General features: G+C 64.2%; 21 protein-coding genes. 3 read left to right on the top strand and 18 right to left on the bottom strand.

Features of this window, described 5'->3' with window-relative positions:
- Together A985_RS26675 and A985_RS0122375 are read left to right on the top strand one after the other, a co-directional pair.
- Positions 1-536 (top strand): hypothetical protein (locus A985_RS26675; RefSeq protein ID WP_232424713.1); only part of this gene is annotated, 536 nt, incomplete at its 5' end.
- Positions 537-660: 124 nt separating this feature from the next.
- Entirely contained in the window at positions 661-1,185 is a 525-nt protein-coding gene (locus A985_RS0122375) for a TlpA disulfide reductase family protein (RefSeq protein WP_026132299.1), read from the top strand.
- 117 nt (positions 1,186-1,302) lie between these two features.
- Here the strand turns inward: A985_RS0122375 and A985_RS0122370 are convergent, their stop codons facing one another.
- From A985_RS0122370 to A985_RS26665, 11 genes are all read right to left on the bottom strand, one after another.
- Positions 1,303-2,658 carry a sigma-54 dependent transcriptional regulator gene (locus A985_RS0122370; protein WP_017235611.1) on the bottom strand — a complete coding sequence of 452 codons (1,356 nt, stop codon included), beginning with the start codon at positions 2,656-2,658 and terminating at the stop codon, positions 1,303-1,305.
- Positions 2,655-4,640, bottom strand: a complete 1,986-nt coding sequence (locus tag A985_RS26670; RefSeq protein WP_017235610.1) for an ATP-binding protein — start codon at positions 4,638-4,640, stop codon at positions 2,655-2,657. The genes A985_RS0122370 and A985_RS26670 overlap by 4 nt, the downstream gene beginning before the upstream one ends.
- A 250-nt stretch (positions 4,641-4,890) precedes the next feature.
- A complete protein-coding gene (locus A985_RS0122360; protein ID WP_017235609.1) occupies positions 4,891-6,177 on the bottom strand; it encodes a dicarboxylate/amino acid:cation symporter in 1,287 nt (428 codons plus the stop codon).
- Between the two features lie 44 nt (positions 6,178-6,221).
- Positions 6,222-7,016: an ABC transporter ATP-binding protein gene (locus A985_RS0122355; RefSeq protein WP_017235608.1), complete on the bottom strand. Its 795-nt coding sequence runs from the start codon at positions 7,014-7,016 to the stop codon at positions 6,222-6,224.
- A 10-nt stretch (positions 7,017-7,026) separates the two neighbouring features.
- Positions 7,027-7,863 carry an ABC transporter permease gene (locus tag A985_RS0122350; RefSeq protein WP_017235607.1) on the bottom strand — a complete coding sequence of 279 codons (837 nt, stop codon included), beginning with the start codon at positions 7,861-7,863 and terminating at the stop codon, positions 7,027-7,029.
- A 14-nt stretch (positions 7,864-7,877) separates the two neighbouring features.
- Positions 7,878-8,846 carry an ABC transporter substrate-binding protein gene (locus tag A985_RS0122345; protein WP_017235606.1) on the bottom strand — a complete coding sequence of 323 codons (969 nt, stop codon included), beginning with the start codon at positions 8,844-8,846 and terminating at the stop codon, positions 7,878-7,880.
- 289 nt (positions 8,847-9,135) lie between these two features.
- Positions 9,136-9,915, bottom strand: a complete 780-nt coding sequence (locus A985_RS0122340) for an IclR family transcriptional regulator (RefSeq protein WP_017235605.1) — start codon at positions 9,913-9,915, stop codon at positions 9,136-9,138.
- The gene (locus A985_RS0122335) at positions 9,915-10,799 is read right to left on the bottom strand and encodes an N-formylglutamate amidohydrolase (RefSeq protein WP_017235604.1); all 885 of its coding nucleotides are present in this window, start codon (positions 10,797-10,799) and stop codon (positions 9,915-9,917) included. Before A985_RS0122335 ends, A985_RS0122340 begins: the two co-directional genes overlap by 1 nt.
- Positions 10,800-11,168: 369 nt before the next feature.
- The gene (lipA, locus tag A985_RS0122330) at positions 11,169-12,179 is read right to left on the bottom strand and encodes a lipoyl synthase (protein WP_017235603.1); all 1,011 of its coding nucleotides are present in this window, start codon (positions 12,177-12,179) and stop codon (positions 11,169-11,171) included.
- Between the two features lie 24 nt (positions 12,180-12,203).
- Positions 12,204-12,911 (bottom strand): lipoyl(octanoyl) transferase LipB, encoded by a 708-nt coding sequence (lipB, locus tag A985_RS0122325; protein WP_017235602.1) that lies wholly within the window; start codon positions 12,909-12,911, stop codon positions 12,204-12,206.
- 261 nt (positions 12,912-13,172) lie between these two features.
- Positions 13,173-13,505, bottom strand: a complete 333-nt coding sequence (locus A985_RS26665; protein WP_017235601.1) for a DUF2917 domain-containing protein — start codon at positions 13,503-13,505, stop codon at positions 13,173-13,175.
- 100 nt (positions 13,506-13,605) lie between these two features.
- On the opposite strand from A985_RS26665, the gene A985_RS0122315 reads away from it, so the two are divergent.
- The gene (locus A985_RS0122315) at positions 13,606-14,646 is read left to right on the top strand and encodes a transcriptional regulator GcvA (protein WP_017235600.1); all 1,041 of its coding nucleotides are present in this window, start codon (positions 13,606-13,608) and stop codon (positions 14,644-14,646) included.
- Positions 14,647-14,714: 68 nt separating this feature from the next.
- Here A985_RS0122315 and A985_RS0122310 read toward each other — a convergent pair whose 3' ends face one another.
- From A985_RS0122310 to A985_RS26660, 7 genes are all read right to left on the bottom strand, one after another.
- Positions 14,715-14,987 carry a DUF493 family protein gene (locus tag A985_RS0122310; RefSeq protein ID WP_017235599.1) on the bottom strand — a complete coding sequence of 91 codons (273 nt, stop codon included), beginning with the start codon at positions 14,985-14,987 and terminating at the stop codon, positions 14,715-14,717.
- Complete coding sequence (locus A985_RS0122305; RefSeq protein ID WP_017235598.1) at positions 14,984-15,832, bottom strand: D-amino acid aminotransferase; 849 nt, start codon at positions 15,830-15,832, stop codon at positions 14,984-14,986. The genes A985_RS0122310 and A985_RS0122305 overlap by 4 nt, the downstream gene beginning before the upstream one ends.
- A gap of 2 nt (positions 15,833-15,834) precedes the next feature.
- On the bottom strand, positions 15,835-17,022 hold the full coding sequence (locus tag A985_RS0122300) for a D-alanyl-D-alanine carboxypeptidase family protein (RefSeq protein ID WP_017235597.1): 1,188 nt from the start codon (positions 17,020-17,022) through the stop codon (positions 15,835-15,837).
- Positions 17,023-17,274: 252 nt separating this feature from the next.
- Positions 17,275-17,904, bottom strand: coding sequence for an alpha/beta hydrolase (locus tag A985_RS0122295; protein WP_017235596.1), 630 nt, complete (start codon positions 17,902-17,904; stop codon positions 17,275-17,277).
- Between the two features lie 62 nt (positions 17,905-17,966).
- Positions 17,967-18,296, bottom strand: coding sequence for a ferredoxin (locus A985_RS0122290; protein WP_017235595.1), 330 nt, complete (start codon positions 18,294-18,296; stop codon positions 17,967-17,969).
- 166 nt (positions 18,297-18,462) lie between these two features.
- Positions 18,463-20,004, bottom strand: a complete 1,542-nt coding sequence (locus A985_RS0122285) for an MFS transporter (RefSeq protein WP_017235594.1) — start codon at positions 20,002-20,004, stop codon at positions 18,463-18,465.
- Between the two features lie 197 nt (positions 20,005-20,201).
- Positions 20,202-21,374: a VanZ family protein gene (locus A985_RS26660; RefSeq protein WP_017235593.1), complete on the bottom strand. Its 1,173-nt coding sequence runs from the start codon at positions 21,372-21,374 to the stop codon at positions 20,202-20,204.
- Positions 21,375-21,502: the final 128 nt, after the last annotated feature.

The following is a 21,502-nucleotide window of genomic DNA, read 5'->3' as shown; positions in this document are numbered from 1 at the left end:
CGCGCCCTGCCGCGGGGAATTTCGCGTCGGCGCAAACCGCGGGCGTCACGTCACCGCGTGACGGCGGCGGCGGGTCGGCAACGCCCGCGCAGAACGACGGTGCGCGTGCGGTGCAAGCACAGGCCAGCGTGCCGCTGGCGACGGACTTCGCCGCTCACGCCCACCGTGCCGCTTCGCTCGACACCCCGCTGATCGTGCTGGTATCGCTGCGCGACTGCGTCTATTGTGGCCCGATCCGCCAGCGCGAACTTGCGCCGCTCGTGCGCGGCGGCAAATACGAGGTGCGCGAGATCGGCATGGACAGCACAGCGCCGGTGCGCGAGTTCGACGGCTCGACGACGACGGGCGTTGCCTGGGCGCGCGCTCACGGCGTGAAGGTGTCGCCGACGGTTTTGTTCCTCGATACGAGCGGACACCCCGTCGCCGACCCGCTGATCGGCGCAGGACTCCCCGACTTCTATGGCGCCTATCTCGACAACGCCATCGCGCAGGGCCGCACCCAGCTACGCGCCGGCCGCGCCGCCGCAACGCGCTGAGAATCGGGGCTGCGGAATCGGGGCCGTGGAATCGAAGCAGCAGAATCGGGGCGGCAGAAACCCGGTTGGAAATCAGAGTAGAATCGTCGTCACCCATTGAACAATCCGCCCACACGGCTGTGTCATGAGCGCTACGACCCCCCGCAAGTCTCCCATGAGCAAGATCCTCGCCATTGCGATCGTCGCAATCGTGGCGATCGCTGGGTATTTCACGTTTGTTGGACAGAAGCGCGCGCCCGACGCGACGTTCACGCTGCTCTCGGGACAAAAGCTCGGCACCGAGCAACTCAAGGGCAAGGTCTATCTCGTCAACTTCTGGGCGACGAGCTGCACAACGTGCATGAAGGAAATGCCGTCGATGGTGCAGACGTACGAGAAGTACAAAGGCCGAGGGCTGGAATTCGTGGCGGTTGCCATGAGCTACGACCCGCCGATGTACGTGGTGAACTATGCGCAGTCGCGTCAACTGCCGTTCAAGGTGGCGATGGATTCCGACGGCAGCGTGGCCAAGCAGTACGGCAACGTCCAGCTCACGCCGACGACCTTCGTCGTGGATCGCAATGGCAAGGTGCTCAAGCAATACGTGGGCGAGCCGGAATATGCGGAACTCGACAAACTCATCGAGACGGCACTGGGCAAGCAGGCTTGACGTCGCGGCTCCGGGCCACGTCACCGAATCGCCTGGCCTCCCTCGCCTCAACGCAAGCGCCCTTCGGGGCGCTTTTGTTTTGTCGCCGAATTCGGCGTCCTGCATCACCGAGTCCCCTCAACGCCCGCTGTCGCCGCCCTCGCCCTGACTGCGCGTGTGAAGTCCGTAACGCTTGAGCTTTTCATACAGCGTCGCCTTGGGCACGTGCAGCGCCTCGGCCGTCGCCGCCACGTTGCCCTTGCTGTGCTCCAGCGCCTCTTGCAGCACGGCGCGCTCGAAGCGGTCCACCTGCTCCTTGAGCGGCAGCGGCGCGAGCGAGTCGCCCTCGGGCGCACTCGCCACACCGAGCACCAGACGATCCGCCGCATTGCGAAGCTCGCGCACGTTGCCCGGCCAGTCTGCCTGCATCAGCTCCTGACGCATCCGATCCGAGACCACGGGCGCCGGACGTCCATAGCGCACGGCGGCGTCCAGCATGAAGTGCTCGAACAGCGGCAGGATATCCTCGCGACGCTCGCGCAGCGGCGGCAACGCCAGCGTCACCACATTCAGCCGGTAATACAGATCGCGACGGAATGTGCCCTCGCGCACCAGCGCTTCCATATCGCCCTTCGCAGCAGCGACCACGCGGCAGTCGACACGCACCGACTGATTCGAGCCCAACCGTTCCAGCACACCTTCCTGCAAAACGCGCAGCAGCTTGACCTGCAACGCAAGCGGCATGCTCTCGATCTCGTCGAGAAACAACGTGCCGCCCGACGCATGTTCAAGCTTTCCGATGCGACGTTTGGCCGCGCCGGTAAACGCGCCCACCTCGTGACCGAACATCTCGCTCTCGAAAATCGCCTCGGGCAACGCGCCGCAGTTCAGCGCGACGAACGGCGCATCGCGGCGGCGCGACAGTTCATGCAGACTGCGCGCCACCAGCTCCTTGCCCGTCCCCGTGTCGCCGTTGATGAGCACCGGCGCATCGGTCATCGCCACGTTGGCGATGAGCGTGCGCAGCGTCTCCATTGCCGGACTGCGCCCGATGATGCGCGAGGCGCGGCCGCCCTGTTCCGCCAGTTCGCGCCGCAACGCCTGGTTCTCCAGCATGAGCTTGCGCGTTTCCAACGCACGCTTGGCCGATTCGATCAGACGGTCCGGCGCAAACGGCTTCTCGATGAAGTCGTAGGCACCGTCGCGAATCGCCTGAACGGCCATCGAAATATCGCCGTGACCGGTCACGAGGATCACGGGCACCTCGGGCGCGTGCTGACGCAGATGCGAGAGCAGCTCAAGTCCGCTCATGCCGATCAGGCGAATGTCCGACACGACGATGCCGGCGAAATCCGGCGTGATGCGCTCGCGCGCGGCTTCGGCCGAGGCAAGCCCGAAGGCGTCGAGTCCGGCGAGTTGCAGGCTCTGCAGCGTGGCACGCCGCACGAGTTCGTCGTCTTCGACAAATAAGATCTGAAGGTTCTTGTACATCATGCGATTGTCGCGCCGGTGCGTTGCACGCGGCGCAGCGTCACGAGAAATTCTGCGCCACCGCCAGGAACGTTGCGTGCGACCAACTGGCCGCCGTTCTCCTGGGCGATGGATGACGAGATGGCGAGTCCGAGCCCCATGCCCTGCCCCCCCTCCTTGGTACTGAAAAACGGCTCGAACAGTCGCGGCATATGTGCCTCAGAAATGCCCGGCCCGTTGTCGCGCACGTAAATGCGCACCCACAGGTCGTCGGCCTCCACATCGATCCAGATCGACGGCGGTGCCTGCGGGCTGGAAACGCTTCCTACCGCGTCGATAGCGTTACCCACCAGATTGATCAGCACCTGCTCGAGACGCAGTCCTTCGCAGGCGACGTACACGTCGTCTAATCCGTCGGCAAACGTCGTCGTCAATGGGATGTCCTCCAGACGCCCGCGCAGCAGCGTCACCGTATTGTCGAGCGCGCGGCGCACCGACGCCTCCATGTCGCCACGGCGTGCGCGGCCTGCGAAGAGCCGCAGTTGTCCGGTGATCTTGCCCATGCGATCGGTGAGCGACGCGATGGCCTCCAGGTTCTCTTGCGCCGCCCCGTACTCGGCACGTTCGAGCAACACGCGTGTGTTGTCGGAAAAGCTGCGCAGCGCCGAGAGCGGCTGATTGAGTTCGTGCGTGATACCTGCGGCCATCTGCCCCAGCGCCACGAGTTTGGACGCCTGCACGAGTTCGCTCTGTGCCTCGCGCAGTTCGTGCTCGGTGCGCGAGCGCTCCTGCACCTCGGTCTGCAAGCGTTCATTGGCCGACTGCAGATCGGCGGTGCGCTCGGCCACGCGCTCGCCCAGTTCCGCGTACGCCGATTGCAACAGCTCACGGCTCTTGAGCATGTCGCGTACGCGCTGACGCCGCTGGTTCCATGCCACCCCCAGCAAGCAGGTAAACGCCGCGAGACAGCCCGCCGCCACCGCCGCGATCCGGGCGTTGGCGATCACCTGATCGAGCGGCGCGAAGTACATCAGCGTCCAATTCGGCTCGCCCAGCCTGCGCTGCACAGCAAGAAAGCGGCGCATCTTTCCGGCGCCGCGTCCGTCGCGCACGGTCACGACCTCGCCGTCGGCGTCGAGCCGCTCGTCCTCGCTCCAGGCGAGCGGCGTGATGTGCTGGTTGTAGTACTGACGCGAGCTGTCGAGCGCCGCCTTCACCGCGGGGGTGAGCGGTGCGAGCGCCCGATACTGCCAGCGCGGCTCGGACGACAGGAATATCACGCCGTGATCGTCGGCCACGACGACGGGCTCGGAGGCGTCGGCACCTGCACGCTGGAACCACTCCAGGTTGAGCTTGAGGACCACGACGCCGCGAATCTGGCCATCCACCACAATCGGCTGCGAGACGAAGTACCCTGGCTCGCCCGACGTCGTACCCACGCCATAGAAACGGCCCAGTGCGCCCCGGATCGCATCGATGAAGTACGGGCGAAAACGATATTGCTGCCCCACGAACGTGGCCTTCTCGCGCCAGTTGCTCGCGGCCAGCGCGATCCCGTTCGCGTCGATCACATAGGCGGCCGACGCCTTGGCGCGCTGGTTCACGTCGAACAGATAATCGTTGGCGCGCTGCACGACCGCGGGATCGTTCGGATGAAGCAACAGATCGCGCACATCCGGATGCAGCGAAAGCAAGTACGGCAGGAATTCGTAGCGATCGACGGTGCTGCGCAGACTGCCCGCGTAGCGCTCGACCCGCGCGCCGGCGTTCACGCGCAGGTCGGTCACGCCGCGCTGCCAGCTCAGGGCGTACGTCAACCAGCAGAACAGAACGCTCGCCAACAGCATGACGGCGATCCACGACCAACGGCGCATCGGCACGGTCCTCTCGAAATCGATGGGGACTTCGTCGCGCCGGGTGGGCGAAACGTCCGTACGTGAAGCGGAGGCACCTGCCGGTGCCTTGCGCTCGCGTGGGCGAATCGGGTTGTCGTGCTGAGTGGCCATTGGGTCGCAGCGTACGCCTTGTCGACGTCGATGACGGCCGGTTCTGGCGATGGCGGCAGGCGGCGCGGTCGTGCCGCCTGTCGTCATCGCAAAACCAGGAAAAACCAAAGGACCACCGGGCGGCGAAGCTCAGGCGCTATTGTGCCTGTGCCGCGCCGCCCGGTGGCGAATCTTGCGTTGGCGGGGGGGGGGCCGGTGGCGTCACGCGAAACGACTCACGTGACGCTCCTGCACCCGCCGCCGCCGGCCGTCAGGCCAGCTCAGGTTCGCGGTTCTTGGACATGGCCTGCGCGAGCTGCTTGCGGTCCAGTTCCTTTTCCCAGGCCGACACGACGATGGTCGCCACGCCGTTGCCGACGAGGTTCGTCAGCGCACGGCACTCGCTCATGAAGCGGTCGATACCGAGGATCAGCACCATCCCGGCCACCGGAATCGTCGGGATCACGGCGAGCGTGGCAGCCAGCGTGATGAAGCCGGCGCCGGTCACGCCCGACGCGCCCTTCGAGGTCAGCATCGCCACGGCGAGCAGCGTGAGCTGCTGGCCCCAGGTCAGGTCAATGTTGGTCGCTTGCGCAATGAACAGCACGGCCATCGTCATGTAGATGTTGGTGCCGTCGAGGTTGAACGAGTAACCGGTCGGAATCACCAGACCCACCACCGACTTCGAGCAACCGGCGTTCTCCATCTTCTCCATCAGCTGGGGCAGCGCGGCTTCCGACGAGCTGGTGCCCAGCACGATCAGCAGCTCTTCCTTGATGTAGGCGAGGAAACGGAAGATCGAGAAGCCCGTGAACTTGGCGATCAGACCCAGCACGACGATCACGAACAGGAACGACGTCAGGTAGAACGTGCCCATGAGCTTCGCGAGCGGCACCAGCGAGGCGATGCCGTACTTGCCGATCGTGAAGGCCATGGCACCGAAGGCGCCCAGCGGCGCAACCTTGGTGATGATGTGCACCACGCGAAAGAGCACGCCCGAGACGCTGTCGATCCAGTTCGTCACCACGCGGCCACGCTCACCGATCATGCTCAGGGCGGCGCCGAACAGGATGGCGATCACGAGGATCTGCAGAATCTCACCCTTGGCGAACGCGTCGGTGATCGTGCTCGGGATCAGGTGCATCAGGAAGTCGACGAACGTCTCGCCGTGGGCAGCCTTCGCGGCATAACCGGAAATCGCCTTCGGATCGAGGGTATTGATGTCGACGTTGAACCCCGCACCCGGCTTCAGGATGTGCGTCGCCGCCAAACCGATGACCAGCGCAAACGTCGAGACGATTTCGAAGTAAAGGATCGCCTTGCCGCCGACGCGGCCGACCTTCTTCATGTCTTCCATGCCGGCAATACCGGTCACGACGGTACAGAAGATCACCGGGCCGATGATCATCTTGATCAGCTTGATGAACGCATCGCCGAGCGGCTTCATCTGCACGGCCAGATCGGGCTTGAAGTGACCGAGCACGATGCCGATGACGATGGCGATCAGCACCTGTACGTACAGGATGCGGTAGAAGGGTTTTTTGGTCTGAGTTTGCATGTTGTTTCCTCTTCAGGCGGCGGGGCAAGCCACCGCCCTTGTTATCAATCCGCGGTGACGCCGCGAATTTCGCTTTGCGCAAAGCGCATTTGCTCCTCCATCACCATCTGGGCCAGCGACTTCTTCAATTCATTGAATTCGCTGCCTGCCGTATCGCGCGGACGGGGTAGGTCGATGACCATGTCTCGCTTGACCGTGCCCGGCCGGTACGTCATGACGACGACCCGGTCGGCCAGATAGATCGACTCCTCGATGCTGTGTGTGACGAAAATGATCGTCTTCTTGAACTCCTCCCAGATGCGCAGCAGCTCGTCCTGCAACGTGCGTCGTGTGAGCGCGTCGAGCGCGCCGAACGGCTCGTCCATGAGCAGGATCGGGCTGTCGAGCGCGAGCACGCGGGCAATCGCCACGCGCTGGCGCATGCCGCCCGACAGATCGCGCGGAAACCGGTCGCGAAACTCGCGCAGGTTGAGCTTGCCGAGCAGCAGGTCCACGCGCTCGTTGATCTCGGCGCGGCGCATCCCCTTGATTTCCAGCCCGAACGCAATGTTCTGCGCCACCGTCATCCACGGAAACAGCGCGTACTCCTGGAACACCATGCCGCGATCCGGGCCCGGCTCGGCCGCCGCATGCGCACGACCGTCGATACGGATGGCGCCCGAGGTCGGTTGCACGAATCCTGCCAGCGCGTTGAGCAGCGTCGACTTGCCGCAGCCCGACGGCCCCAGCAGGCAGACGAATTCCCCCGCGCCGATGGTCAGGTCGATGTCCTTGAGCGCGTCGACGACACCGCCCGGAATCGGGAACTGCTTACCCACGTGTTCAATTTCGATCAGCATGTCGCTCGCCTCACTTGGTTTCGAGACCACGGTGCCACTTGAGCAGGTGGTTGTTGAGACGATCCATGCCCAGGTCGATCACCAGGCCGAGCAGACCGATGGTCAGCATGCCGGCGATGATCTTGTCGGACCACATGTATTCGCGCGCTTCCAGAATGCGGTAGCCGAGACCGTTGTTCACGGCAATCATCTCGGCCACGATCACGACGATGAACGCCGTGCCGATGCCGATGCGAATGCCCGACAGGATGTACGGCGTCGCCGCCGGCATGATGACGCGGCGAAAGATCGTGAACTGGCTCGCCCCGAGGTTGCGGGCCGCGCGCAGATAGATGCCGTCGACGTGACGTACGCCTGCGATGGTATTCATCAGCACAGGGAAAAACGCCCCGAGCGCGATCAGGAAGAACGCCGGCGGATTGCCCAGGCCGAACCAGAGAATGGCCAGCGGAATGTAGGCGATCGGGGGAATCGGGCGCACCACCTGCACTAGCGGATTGAACAGCCCGTAAATGCGGCTGCTGGTGCCCATGAGCAGGCCGAGCGGCAACGCGATCACCGCGCCCACGAGGAAGCCCATGACCACGCGATACAGGCTGTTGGCGGCGTCCATGAGCAATTCGCTCGAATTCAGCCACGCGCCGACGCCGTCGGCCATCGTTACGGTCGGTTTGAGGTATTGCCACCACTTGGCGACAACCGCCAGCGGCGACGGAAGAATGATCGGGTTGATCCACCCGAGGCCCGTGACGATCTGCCAGATCACCACGACCGCGAGCGGAATCAACACACCGCGCATCATGCGCGCGGTGCGCGTGGCGCCCGAAGAAGCAAGGACAGCGGCCATCCGTTCGCCTCGCTTTACTTGATGTTCAGTTGGGTCTTCGCCTTGGCGAGCAGGTCGAGCTTGACCCAGTCGTCCGCCTTCGGCACCGGATCCTGCAGCCGGCCCACGCCATACTGTTTCATCAGGTCGGTCGTGAGCTGTACGTGCGAGGTGCTCAGGTCGTAGCTATACGGCGAGTTGCCGATGGCATCCGAGAAGTCCTGCGGCGTGATCTGGTTCTTGAACATGTCCTCGCGCACGAACTTCTCGGCCGCTTGCGGATGCTGGATAAAGAAGTTGGTGGCTTCGACGAACGCATACATCAGGCGCTGCGCCACGTCCGGCTTTTCCTTGTAGAGCTTCTCGGTGATCACGAGCGCCCGCACCGGTTCGCCGAGCGGCGTGTCGTACGGCTTGAGCACTTCCACGCCGAAGCCCTTGTTGATGGCCTGCGACGCCTGCGGCTCCGACTGGCACATCGCATCGATGCTGCCGGCGGCAAGCGCCTGGTTCAGGTCGGCGTAGGCCATGAAGAGGATCTGCACGTCCTTGCCCGGCTTGTCCGACCACGTCAGGCCGGCCTTGGCCAACTCGGCGTACAGAATCAACTCCTGGGCACCGCCACGGGCCACGCCCACTTTCTTTCCCTTGAGGTCGGCCACCTTGGTGATCGGCAAGCCCTTCTTCGCCACGAGACGCACACCGCCCTTCGCGAACCCGGCCACGGCGTAGATCGGCGCGCCCTGCGCACGCCCCGCAATTGCGGCATCCAGCGCGCTTGCCGACACGTCGACCTGCCCCGCCACAATCGCCGGCATGATGTCCACCCCCTTGGCGAACATCCGCTCCTCGATCTTCAGGCCGTATTTCGGCCCGATGACCTTCATGTACGACACTGCGCCGTAGTGGGCGAACTTCAGATTCCCCAGACGCACGACGTCGTCGGCAAACGCGTGTAGCGAAGCTGCGCACAGTGCCGCAGCGGCAAGACATTGCTTGAACATAAGGTCTCCTCTCTTATTAGGTCGGCTTGCCTGGCACGTCTGGATTCCCGTAGGGACGCCGGATCATGCGGCAGCACGTACTCTACAAAAGCAATACCCATGCCAACAACGCAAGTCTTTGATTTTAATAATGGAAGCTGTGGAAAACCCGAAGATCGATAATACGGAAACCTGGAAAACGACGTCATAAACTTTCTGGATTTCCAGAAAATCCACGACGCGCAGTGTGTCGCACAAGGCGCCAGGGCAAATCCCGAGGTCGCATCAACGACACGGCCCGACCACTCGCTCAGGCGGACAGCGCTTCCGGCAGGGGCGTCTGATAGCCCAGTGCAGCCGAGATCTCGGTGGCACAGGCCGACAGGCGCGACGAGATGTCGGGCAGCAGCGCCCGCGTCATGCGCGACGACGGACCAGACGCCGACAGCGACGCGATCACTTCGCCGGAGGCATCGCGCACCGGCACCGCGACCGATACGGCCTCGGGCGCGAGTTCACCGAAGCTCACCGCGCAGTCCTGACGGCGCACGTTGAGTAGCTCGGCAGCCAGCTCGTCGCGCTCGATGAGCGTGCCTGCGGTGTAGCGCTTGCGCGGACGGCCCAGCACCTGCGCGCGAACATCGTCGGACGCGAATGCCAGTAGCACGCGGCCTGATGCGCCGACATACAGCGGACGACGATTGCCGACCACGCCGTGCACGCGCAACTCGTGGGTCGACTCGACGCGTGCCACGCACAGCGACTCAAGCCCGTCGCGTACGCGAAGCTGGATATTCTCGTTCAGCGCGCGATTGAGCACCTGAAGATGGCGATGGGCGACCTTCACGAGATTGACCTGCTCGTGCCCGGCCACGCCCAACACCAACGCCTGAGCGCCCAGCACATAGGTCACCGGGCTGCCTTCGCGCACCACCCAGCGGTGCTGCTCGAGCGTTGCCAGCAGACGAAAGGCGCGCGACTTGTTCAGGCCGGCGCGATGCGCCAGTTCCGTCACACCCAGGCCAGGACACTCCCCGACCAGCGACAGCAGCGTAAGCGCCGTATCGACCGAAGCGACTGTATAGTCCATCAAACATCCTCACTATGTTGTTCGGCATAGGCGGCGAGCGCCGCCGCGAATTGGCCAAGTTGCGATTGCAGCGTGGAGAAGCCGTCATGCTTCTCCACGCGCGATTCATTAAGATAAAGCGCCTGATTCAGCTCGATCTGCACACTGTGGCGCCGCGCCTCGGGACGTCCGAAGTGACGCACCAGATCGCCGCCGCCGTCCTCACCGCACGGGGTGTTGTACGCCACGCGATAGCCCAGTCGCGTGAACTCGGCAATGATCCAGCGTGAGAAGGCCGGATCGGCCGTGGTCCCACCGCCGTCGCTCACGAGCACGTCGGCACGCGACATGCCGGCATCGACATCGAGCGCCCCGCCGCGCGAACGCATCGAATGACAGTTCAGGTGCCAGACCGCACCGTGCCGCTGCCAGGCGGCATCGAGCACATCGCGCAGGGCGTGACGGTAGGGCAGGTAATAGTCATGAATACGCCGCTCGACTTCGGCCACCGACAGTCGCCGGTCGTAGAGCGGCACGTTCGGCGCGGCAAACCGATGCAGCAGGCCGACACCGCGCTCGCTATAGGCTTGCGGACGCGCGTCGTGTGGCCACAGGCTTGCGAGCAATTCGGGATCGATGTCGTGCTCGGCGCGGTTCGCGTCGATGTAGGCGCGCGGGAAAAGCGCGGCAACGAGCGTCGCACCGTGATGCGTGGCCACGGACCACAGCTCGTCGACGTAAGCATCGCCGCACGCGAGAATCGCAGCCGTCGGCGCAATGGTGTCGAAATCGGGGGGAAACACATGCCCGCTGTGCGGTGCGTCGATCACCAGAGGCAAGCGCCTCCCCAGGCCCCCTTGTGGCGCTTCCACAAAATATCGGCCCTCGGTGACCTGACGGGACATGCAGTCTCCTCGCGTGCGTCGGGAACGTCTGTTCGCGAATTCCCATGACAGCCGCATTGTTTTGTCAAGCAAAACAAGGTTTCAATATTCTGAAACAATGCCGGAGAACCGACAAGGTGAGGGTTGTTACAGCATATTTCGTGGCGCGATGAGGCGCGACTGGCGGGGGAGGCGCCCGATTCGTCGACGTTCACCGCAGATAGCGACACATTTGGAGCGACTTAGTCAGCATGGGCCCACTTGTGCGCGCGTATTGCGTATTGAACCGAGCCCATCCTGTGACGCGTCGTAATTGAAAGGCAAACAAAAACGCGGACCGTCTTTCGACGGCCCGCGTTCTGTGTCTGACGACGAGGTGACGCTGGCGAATCAGATAGCGTCGGCCACACCCGCTTCGTGCGCCTGCACGTCGGCGTGATAGCTCGAGCGCACCATCGCGCCGACGGCCGCATGCGTGAAGCCCATCTTGTAGGCCTCCTCCTCGAACATCTTGAACGTGTCCGGCGTGACGTAACGACGTACCGCCAGATGGTGCTCCGACGGCTGGAGATACTGGCCGATCGTGAGCATGTCGACGTTGTGGGCACGAAGATCGCGCATCACTTCCAGGATTTCTTCGTCCGTCTCGCCCAGGCCGACCATCAGGCCCGACTTCGTGGACACGTCCGGATGCTTCGCCTTGAATTCCTTCAGGAGCGTGAGCGAGTGCTGGTAGTCCGACCCCGGGCGCGCTTCCTTGTACAGACGCGGCACCGTTTCGAGATTGTGGTTCATCACGTCGGGCGGCGCCGCATTCAGAATGCCCAGCGCGCGATCGAGACGCGCGCGGAAGTCGGGCGTGAGGATTTCGATGCGGGTTTGCGGCGACAGCTCGCGCACGTGGCGGATACAGTCGACGAAGTGCTGAGCCCCGCCGTCGCGCAGGTCGTCGCGGTCGACGCTCGTGATCACCACGTACTTCAGGCGCATCGCGGCGATGGTCTTCGCGAGGTTGATCGGCTCGTCGACGTCGAGCGGATCCGGGCGGCCGTGGCCGACGTCACAGAACGGGCAGCGGCGCGTGCACTTGTCGCCCATGATCATGAACGTGGCCGTGCCCTTGCCGAAGCACTCGCCGATGTTCGGGCAGCTCGCCTCTTCACACACCGTGTGCAGGTTGTGCTCGCGCAGGATCTGCTTGATCTCGTAGAAACGCGACGTATGGGTGGCCGCCTTCACGCGGATCCAGTCCGGCTTCTTCAGACGTTCGATCGGCACGACCTTGATCGGGATGCGGGCCGTCTTGGCTTGCGACTTCTGCTTGGCGGTGGCGTCGTAGTCGCCGTCGATCGTGCGAACTTCCTTGTTCGCGGTGTCGTTCTGAGTCACGGTGGTGGTCATGTTGGGGGCTTTCCAGACGTCCAATCAGGCGGCGGCGTTTGCGCTGGGGGCCGGATCGGCCTGCGGCGCGGCTTCGGCCGACGCGGTGTGCTGTTCGAGATGATGACCGAGTTGCTGCGCCAGTCGCGCGGCCACTTCGTCCCAGCGGGGGGCCACGCCGAGCGTGGCCATGTCTACGGTTTGCAGGCCGGCATAGCCGCACGGATTGATCCAGTCGAACGGCCGCAGATCCATCGCAACGTTCAACGACACGCCGTGATAACTGCATCCGTTGCGGATCTTCAACCCGAGCGCGGCGATTTTCGCACCGGCATGCGCTGCGGCACCGTCGCCCGGGCTCACATAGATTCCCGGTGCGCCGGCCCGGCGCTCAACGTCGAGATTATACGCGCCCAGGGTGTCGATCACCGCCTGCTCGATCAAACGCACCATTTCGCGCACGCCGAGCTTGCGCCGGCGCAGATCCACGAGCAGGTAAATCACCACCTGCCCTGGGCCGTGATATGTGATCTGGCCTCCACGGTCGACCTTGACGAGCGGAATACCGGTATTCGAAACGAGCAAGTGAGCGGGGTCGCCGGCCAGTCCAAGCGTGTAGACAGGCGGATGCTGAACGATCCAGAGCTGGTCGGGGCCGTACGCGCCACGCGTGTCGGTGTACGCGCGCATGGCGTCGAACGACGCGGCGTAGTCTTCGGTGCCGCGCCAGCACACTTCGATCGGGGAGGTCATGCCCGCAATTTTAACGAAACCGGCGCAGTCGTGCTCGAAGCCGCGCTCGCGGGCGCGAGATGGCGGCTTCTCCGGCGTAGTTACGCTCTGCGGGCATTCAGCTCATCGCGCAGATTGTTGTGAATTCCATTGACACATCGACGACGTCGACGTCACCCTCTGAAATGAAACGCGCGCCCGTTGGCAACGAAGGCCAAGGGGCGCGCGATGTCGATGACCCCGCGCGCCAAACCTGCGCGCCGGACCCGCGACCGGCGTTCGTCAGGCGGCGGCCGCGCAGGCGTTCGCTGCGCGCGATGCCCGGCGCCCGGCGAGCCACCGGCGCAGCACACGAGCCAGTGAGAAACGGTGCGCCACTTCGCGCTGCAGCTCGGCTTCCGCCACCCCGTCGGACGACATCCAGTAACGGCGACCCGGTTCGACGGCGAGACGCTGACCGGGCATGAGCCAGTAATCGCGCGGATCGCCTGCACGCGTAACCCAAACCGCCGCGCCGCGTGCCACCAGCGTATGCTCGTGATGCAGGTCGAGGCTGATTACGTCCCCGGGGCGGATACCGTAGAAGTACTGCACCTTTGTTAAATTGTTTTGCATTTTACGACCCCCACTCAGTGCGAGACAATGACTGAATCATAGGGACTGGCGGGCGCTGCACCAAACGACATATTTTCACGGCGTTGCTAACAAAACTCACATGGATATTCGGAGACTTCCCAACCTGAGCGCCCTGCGCGCCTTCGAGGCGGCGGCCCGCCTGGAAAGCTTTTCGCGCGCGGCAGAAGAACTGTTCGTCACGCACGGCGCCATCAGCCATCAGATTCGCGCGCTGGAGCACGAGTTGGGGACGACGCTTTTCGCGCGCAACGGCAAACGCATCAGCATCACGCCGGCGGGACGCCAGTACGCCGCGTCGATCCGTACCGCGCTCGGCGACATTGCGCAGGCGACGCGCAAGTTGCAAGCGGGCACGCGCAGCGAGCGGCGGCTGGTACTGACCACCATGCCGTCGTTTGCGAGCCGGTGGCTCACACCACGCATCGGGCGCTTCATTGACCGGCATCCGGAGCTGGAAGTGGAGTTGCGGTGCAGTGCCCAGTTGATCGACTTCGAGCGCGAGGATGTGGACGTCGCCCTGCGAATGGGCAAGGGCAACTGGCCAGGGCTGCACATTGAGAAAGTGCTCGACGATGTGTTTTTCCCCGCCTGTAGCCCGTCATACAACCAGGGGCATCTGCCGAAGACGGCGGAAGAATTCCGCCGCAGCACGTTGCTGCGCTCTGAAGGCGAGCCGTGGGCGCCGTGGTTCGCGGCGGCGGGCTTCGATCTGCCCGAGCCGACGCAGGGCATGATGTACGAAGATTCCGGCATGTTGTCGCAAGCGGCCATCGTCGGCCAGGGGCTGGCGCTCGTACGCCGCTCGCTGGCCGTGGGCGACATCATGGCGGGACGTCTTGTCCGGCTGTCCGACGTCGATACGCCGTGTGACTGGGATTATTACTTCGTGTGTCCGCCCGCCGTGCTGGAAACGCAGCGTGTTCAGGCGTTCAGAACGTGGTTTCTGGAAGAGTTGAAGGCGTTCGAGTCGGTGAAGGACATGCAGCGCCGCCCGGCGCGCCCAACATCGGTCGACTGGGAGGCCGACATGGTCACCACTGCGGGTGAGCCCGCACCGGGCATCCAACCGGGGCGCACGGCCTCATCGCCGCCCGACGACGGCGCACCGACGCACGCGTGATGCGCGTACCGCAAGCGCGTTCGTGAGGCGCCTGCGTGCGTCGCCTGCGCCTCACACGCGGTGCACGCTTACAGCACCACCTTGACCATCGGATGCCCAGTCAGCGCGCGATAGATATCGTCGAGATGGGCTTTCGAGTGGGCGCGCACCGTGACGGTCAGGCCGAGATATTTGCCCGTGCTGGACGGGCGCATCTCCACGGTCGCCGCGTCGAATTCGGCATCGAATTCTCGCAGCAATGCCACGATGGCGTCGGCGAAACCGTCCTGCGTCGTCCCCATCACCTTGATGGGAAAGTCGCACGGAAACGCCAGCAGGCTTTCCTTCTTGTCCAGGGTCACAATGCCTCCTTGGCGCGTTGATACGCGGCATACAGCGCCTGGAAGACGGGGCCCGGCCGGCCATCGCCCACGGGCTTGCCGTCAAGCGTGACGACCGCCAGCACTTCCTTGGTCGCGGACGTGATGAGCAGCTCGTCGGCGTTGCGCACGTCCGCTTCGCTGACCGGGCACTCATGGAACCGGATGCCGCATTCGCGTGCAAGTCCTTCGAGCACGCCGTAGCGAATCCCTTCCAGAATACGATTGTCGCGCGGCGGCGCAAACATTTCACCGCCCTTGACGACCCACACATTGCTCGACGACGCCTCGGTCAGATTCCCGTCACGGAACTGGATCGTTTCCTGAACGTCGTGATCGGCGGCGTACTGTGCCATCAGCACGTTGCCCAGCAGCGACGTCGACTTGATATGGCAATTCAACCAGCGTCGATCCTCATGCGTGACCGCGCCCACGCCGTGCGCCACTTTGTCGCGGCTGGGCAGCGTGAGCGGGGTTGCGATGCCGAACACCGTGGGCACGATGTCCTTCGGAAATGCGTGCTGACGCGGTGCCACGCCGCGCGTGACCTGCACATAGACGCTGTGCGGATCGGCCGAACATGTGGCCGACAGGCGCGCGAAGAGCGCCTCCCATTCGGCGCGTGTGTATGGGTTCGCGATGCGGATCTCGGCGAGGCTGCGCTCGAGCCGGTCCAGATGCTGCGCAAGCCGGAAAGGCTTGCCGCGATAGACCGGCACGACTTCATAGATGCCGTCGCCGAACAGGAAACCCCGATCGAGGACGGAGATTTTCGCGTCGCCGAGCGGGATCAGGTCGCCATTGAGCCAGACGGTGGGGTTATCCATGCTTACTTCTTCACGAACATCAGGCGCAGCGCGTCCCATGCGCGGCCGACGAAGCTGGCTTGCGCAACGTCGGCGAGGGCCACAACCGGGAATTCGGCCAGCGACTTGCCGTCGGCCATGACCTTGACGGTACCGACCTGCGCCCCATTGGCGATCGGCGCGATCAGCGGCTCACGCAGTTCGAGTTGCGGCTTGATCTTGTCGGCGGTGCCCTTCGGCACGGTGATGAAGGTGTCCTTCTTCACGCCGATCTTCAGCTCGCTGTCCTTGCCCTTCCAGACCTTGGGCGTGGCCACGACCTGATTGGCGCCGTACACACGCAGCGTGTCGAAGTTCTGGTAGCCGTAGTTCAGGGCCGAGAGGCTGTCCTGCACGCGCGCGCGCTCGGTCGGCTCGCCCACGACCACGGACAACACCCGGCGGTTGACGCCCGCCGCCCCCGGCATCGGACGCGACGCCGTCGCCACGAGGCAGTAACCCGCCTCCTTCGTGTGGCCGGTCTTCAGGCCGTCGACCGTCGGATCGAGGTACAGCAGACGATTACGGTTCGGCTGGGGAATGTTGTTGTACGTAAAGCTCTTCTCCGCGTAAATCTTGTAGTACTCGGGGAAGTCCTGAATCAGGTGCGTCGACGCCGCCGCGATATCCGCCACGGTCGTGTAATGCTGCGGATCGGTCAGCCCGTCGACGTTCGCGTAATGGGTGTGCTTCAGCCCCATACGCTGTGCCGCGCGGTTCATCAGTTCGACGAAGCCCTGTTGCGAGCCGCCGACGAGTTCGGCCAGCGCGATCGACGCGTCGTTACCCGACTGGACGATCATGCCGTAGATCAGATCGTGCACCGAAACCGGCTTGCCCGCCTCGATGAACGTGCGCGACTCGTCGCGACCCACCTTGCGAACCGAATCGCTCGGAATGACCGTCTGCTCCATCGAAATGCGCTTGTCGCGCAGGGCTTCGAAGATCACATAGGACGTCATGATCTTCGTGAGCGACGCGGGCTCCACGCGCGTATCCGCATTACCGGCGGCCAGCACCTGACCACTGTTGACGTCGACAATCGTCCACGCCGTGGCCGACATCGGCGGCGGCGGAATCTGTTGGGCACGAGCGGGAAGCGAGGCAAGCGAGCCGCAAGCGACGAGCGCCGCGGCAGCGGCGGCACGGGACAGCGAAGCGTTGAATTTCATGGGCGATGAGGAAAACGATGTGAGGCTCAGGGGCATCTGCGCTTGAAGAAACGCCGTGCCGCCGACACGTTGACGAGCGCGCGGCACAGCGAAGAAGACGGCGGCACCGGAGCGCCGGGGCCATGCCTGTCGGAACCATAGACCCGACGCGGCATGACAAGGTTCAGGGTCGAATTATACGCGTCGTGATTTCACGTCCCCAGCGGGGCGGGCCTCGACGGTCGAAATCGGCCGAAATTCGCCCCGGGTGTATCAATGACGCCACGCGTCGACCACGAGCTGTTTCAGCAGGGGTAACAGACCGTGGAAAAAGTGTTCGCCGCCCGGTATGACCACTACGGGCAAGGTCTGGGGACGCGCCCAGTCCAGCACCGATTGCAGCGGCACCGTGTCGTCGAGTTCGCCGTGAATGACCAGCGTGTCGGCCGGTACGGTCGCCACCTCCCAATTGCTCGCTGCCGTGCCCACGAATACCAGACGCTGCGCGGCGGTCCCCGCCGCCTCCAGCGTCTTCGCGACATGCGAGAGCACGAAGGTGCCGAACGAGAAACCGGCGAGTGCGAGCGGCAATGTCTCCCAGCCCGGTTGCTGGCGCATCCAGTCGATCACGGCGAGCAAGTCGTCGCGCTCGCCGATGCCGTTGTCGTGCTCGCCCGTCGACTTGCCGACGCCACGAAAATTCGGGCGCACCACGGCGTAGCCGAGCTGGACGAACGCGCGGGCGAGCGTCTGGGCGACCTTGTTGTCGAGCGTGCCGCCGAACAGCGGGTGCGGATGGGCAACGAGCGTGATGCCGCGCGGCGCGCCGGCCGGACGGTCGATGGCGATTTCGATGGCGCCGACCGGGCCGTCGATAGTGAAGCGTTCAGTCTGGGCGTTCATGAGCGATGGTGGGCTGAAGTGCGGCGAGGGCCGTGCGCGGGGCCGTGCCTGTGTCGCCGGGATCAGTCGATCAGCAGACGCTCGACGATCTCGCCTTGCGCCAGATGCTTTTCAACGATCTCGTCGATATCGGTTTCGTCGATATACGTGTACCAGGTCCCTTCGGGATAGATCACCACGACAGGTCCTTGCTCGCAGCGATCGAGGCACCCGGCCTTGTTGATCCGCACCTTGCCGGGACCGGCCAGGCCGAGTTGTTTGACCTTGGCCTTGGCGTACTCCTGCATCGCCTGCGCGTTGCAGTTGGCGCAGGACGGGCGATCGGCGCCGGGTTCGCGCTGATTCAGGCAGAAAAACACGTGATGCTGGTAGTACTGCGGCTGGGTGGCCATGTCGGGGCTTTGGCGGAGTGGCAACGTATTGCGGGCCATTCTAACCGACCTGCCGGGGCACTGCGGCGTCGGCCCCCGTGCGCTCACGAAGCGCAGCATGGCGGGACATCAGGAAATGCGAAATCCGGGACGTCCGGCGCGGCGCAAGGCGGCGCGTGCCGTACGCCTAGCGCAGGCGTCGCTGCACAGCCATAAAGATAGCGCAGAGCGCCGCCACGCACGCGAAGCCGAAGAACACGTTAACGCAGGCCAGCACGAGCGCCTGTTGCGACGCGAGGCCGCCCACCCAGGCCGACGCCATGTGCGCGGCGGTCGTCGCATCGACACTGGCGCCGAACGCCTGTTGCGCTTGTGAGACGGCCGCGTTGTATGCCGGATTGAGCGGCGTCATCGACGGCGTGAGTTGATGCATGAAGACCGCCTGCCGGTCCTGCATCAGCACGGCCATCACCGACACCGACATCGAACTCACCAACTGACGCACGATGTTCTTCGTCTGATAGCCGTGCTGGAAGACGTACTCGTCCATGCCTCGAAACGTCAGCTCGGCGATGGGAATCATGGCGAACACGCCGCCCAGCCCGCTCAGCACCATCGGCAGGATCAGCCACTGACTCGACACACCCTGATAGCTTTGCGAGAGCAGGAAGGCATAGCCGAGGAGGCACAAGTAACCGAGCAGCACAAACGGCTTGAGTTGCACGAACTTCGGACGCGCGAGGGTGTATATCACGGCCACGACGAGGCTCGTCACCGACGCCACGGCCTGCAGATAGCCGGTGTGCTCCACGCTCCAGTTGAGCCCTTGCTGCATGTAGATCGGGAACAGATACGACGTCGAATACGAAAAGAAGTAGTACACGGCATAGCCGCCCAGCCCCAGCACATAGGCCGGATTGCGCACCAGCACGCGAAAGTCGATCAGCGGCTTGTGATGCGAATACTGATGCCACATGTATCCCATCGCGCAGATCGCCCCCACCAGGCAGAGTTCGAGCAGATGCAGCGGATCGGAGAAGAAGTCGAAGCGCGAGCGCTGCATCATGACTTCGACGAACAGCACGCCGGCGGCGAAGAAGACGATGCCACGCATTTCAAACTCGCCTTCGTCGCGCAGGCGCTCGCGAAAGTCCGGGATGACGAGCCACGACGCGATCGCCCCCACAAGCGCGATCGGCACGACGGCGAAGAACACCGACGACCAGACGAAGTGATCGACGAGATAGCTCGCGAGCAGTGGCGCGGAGATTTGTCCGCCGAAGAAGCCATAGGTAAAGAAGAGCAACGCCCTGAGCCGAAGCTCCGGCGCGAAACACAGGTTGATGAGAATCCGGCTGGCAGTAAACAGCGACCCCGCGCCCAACCCGAGCACAAAACGTGCGACGGCGAGCTGCGTCGACGTGTGCGCCATGCCGCACAGCCATGCCCCAAACGCCATGAGCGTGAGCGCGCCGGTGAGGAACGCGCGATACCCCAGGCGCGAGGCCAGCCAGCGCTGCTTGAGAATGACGAGGATCCCCGCCACCGCATAGAGCGTCGAGACAAACGCGTACTCTTCGGGGGCGGCACCGACGCCGCCCGCGATATGGGACGACGCGAACACGAACATGCCGTTCTCCAGCATTTCAATGCCTGTGGCGGCGGCAATCACGGCCATCAACACGCGCTGCCGTGTCGTGTGTGCCAACCGCAATCCCCAGGAATTCATCTTCGCCTCGCCAATGAAAACCGCCCGGGATCTGCCTGAAGATGCCGGGCGGTCATGACACACCGAGTGTCAGCGTGCCTTACATGGGAGTCTAGGCGTTGCCGGCTTGCGGACCAATGGGATGGCGGCCAATACGCTATTGCCGATTTGGCAACAATGCGCCGCTCAACAAGCCGTTCGGCCAGGCCGGGGCGACCTTAGCGCCGCACGCCAGCGGTGCGGGCGGGGCCGCGGTGGCTCGGATCGAACATCGCGAGCAGGTAGATCAGCACGAGGTACGGCCATGTCCAGGCGAGCCAGCGCGCCAGCACATTGAAGTGAACGTAGCGGCCTTGCCGCCAGGACTGGAGCGCCGCCTCGTAGTATGGATTCGCGGGCAGGAGATTGACGAACACCAGCAGCACGACAAGCGCGCCCAGCGCGACAGCCCCGCGCAGCGCACGCGGTCCGCGGCCGGCGACGAGCAACACCAGCGCGCCGATGACCACGCCGTAAATGGCGCCCGCCGTCACCCAGTCGAATGCCTGCGCGGGCGAGAATTGCCACGCCGACGCGATGGCTTTGATCGCGAACGCGCTGGTAAACATGGCGCACAACAACGGCACACGCGGTGCCGTCCGGCGCATCGCGAGCGTGGCGAGCAGCCCGGCCAGCACGGTACCGCTGGCGCTCACTACCGTCTCCCACAGGGCATGACTGGCGACGGCATCGAGTTCGGAAAGATAGTCCTGCAACTGCCCCAAGCGCGGTACCCAGTCGATCACCCGACCGGTGACGTCGGGATCCTGCCAAAGCCATATTTGGCGCACCAGATCGCCATCGCCAAAGAGAAACTGCTGCGGGTAAGCCTGTGCCCACGGCCACAGGGCCAGCAACACAAGCAGCAGGCTCGCGTGGCGTTCGAACCATGCGAAGCGCAAATGCCGCAGCCATCCCCGATCGAGCAGCGGACTCGTGAGCGGCACCGCAATGGCGCCGCCGATAAGTGCGCCGAGCGCGTTCGTGGCGAGATCGACGTTCGATGCCACCCGCGTCGGCAAGTACGTCTGCAACGCTTCGATGCCACCGGAAAGCCATGCGCCGAGCACGAAGGCGGCGACGACGGCCCGCACGCCCCGCCAGGCCGGATGCAGGGCCAGTACGGTCAACATGCCCAGCGGCAGGTATCCGAGCACGTTGGTGATCACGTCGAACTGCGTGATCCAGCGAGGTAACGGCGCGAACAGGTAGTCGAACGGCCCCACCGCCGCACCCTGGAATTCGAACGGATACAGGCTCGCATAGGCGATCAGCAGTATCAGGCATAGCAGCGCCTGACGCGCAAGCGGCGAGGCGCGTCGTTGCCAGGGTTTGACGTCCTGCTCGGTCATTGGCGGCACGGCCCTATCGTGCTGTCGCGCCCGAGGCCGACGACGCGGCAGGCAACGTCCGCGACGGCAACGGCGACCGGGCACGTGCCGCTGTCCCGGCCGTAGCCGTTGGCGCCGGCACGCGCCCG

It is taken from the genome of Pandoraea sp. B-6 (assembly GCF_000282835.1).
Taxonomy (GTDB): domain Bacteria; phylum Pseudomonadota; class Gammaproteobacteria; order Burkholderiales; family Burkholderiaceae; genus Pandoraea; species Pandoraea cepalis.
This window is presented reverse-complemented; position numbering and strand designations above follow the sequence as displayed.

Coding starts and splice junctions, on each gene's coding strand:
- A985_RS0122375 (WP_026132299.1), top strand. CDS start 661: ATGAGCGCTACGACCCCCCGCAAGTCTCCCATGAGCAAGATCCTCGCC.
- A985_RS0122370 (WP_017235611.1), bottom strand. CDS start 2,658: ATGATGTACAAGAACCTTCAGATCTTATTTGTCGAAGACGACGAACTC.
- A985_RS26670 (WP_017235610.1), bottom strand. CDS start 4,640: ATGGCCACTCAGCACGACAACCCGATTCGCCCACGCGAGCGCAAGGCA.
- A985_RS0122360 (WP_017235609.1), bottom strand. CDS start 6,177: ATGCAAACTCAGACCAAAAAACCCTTCTACCGCATCCTGTACGTACAG.
- A985_RS0122355 (WP_017235608.1), bottom strand. CDS start 7,016: ATGCTGATCGAAATTGAACACGTGGGTAAGCAGTTCCCGATTCCGGGC.
- A985_RS0122350 (WP_017235607.1), bottom strand. CDS start 7,863: ATGGCCGCTGTCCTTGCTTCTTCGGGCGCCACGCGCACCGCGCGCATG.
- A985_RS0122345 (WP_017235606.1), bottom strand. CDS start 8,846: ATGTTCAAGCAATGTCTTGCCGCTGCGGCACTGTGCGCAGCTTCGCTA.
- A985_RS0122340 (WP_017235605.1), bottom strand. CDS start 9,915: ATGGACTATACAGTCGCTTCGGTCGATACGGCGCTTACGCTGCTGTCG.
- A985_RS0122335 (WP_017235604.1), bottom strand. CDS start 10,799: ATGTCCCGTCAGGTCACCGAGGGCCGATATTTTGTGGAAGCGCCACAA.
- lipA (WP_017235603.1), bottom strand. CDS start 12,179: ATGACCACCACCGTGACTCAGAACGACACCGCGAACAAGGAAGTTCGC.
- lipB (WP_017235602.1), bottom strand. CDS start 12,911: ATGACCTCCCCGATCGAAGTGTGCTGGCGCGGCACCGAAGACTACGCC.
- A985_RS26665 (WP_017235601.1), bottom strand. CDS start 13,505: ATGCAAAACAATTTAACAAAGGTGCAGTACTTCTACGGTATCCGCCCC.
- A985_RS0122315 (WP_017235600.1), top strand. CDS start 13,606: ATGGATATTCGGAGACTTCCCAACCTGAGCGCCCTGCGCGCCTTCGAG.
- A985_RS0122305 (WP_017235598.1), bottom strand. CDS start 15,832: ATGGATAACCCCACCGTCTGGCTCAATGGCGACCTGATCCCGCTCGGC.
- A985_RS0122300 (WP_017235597.1), bottom strand. CDS start 17,022: ATGAAATTCAACGCTTCGCTGTCCCGTGCCGCCGCTGCCGCGGCGCTC.
- A985_RS0122295 (WP_017235596.1), bottom strand. CDS start 17,904: ATGAACGCCCAGACTGAACGCTTCACTATCGACGGCCCGGTCGGCGCC.
- A985_RS0122290 (WP_017235595.1), bottom strand. CDS start 18,296: ATGGCCACCCAGCCGCAGTACTACCAGCATCACGTGTTTTTCTGCCTG.
- A985_RS0122285 (WP_017235594.1), bottom strand. CDS start 20,004: ATGAATTCCTGGGGATTGCGGTTGGCACACACGACACGGCAGCGCGTG.
- A985_RS26660 (WP_017235593.1), bottom strand. CDS start 21,374: ATGACCGAGCAGGACGTCAAACCCTGGCAACGACGCGCCTCGCCGCTT.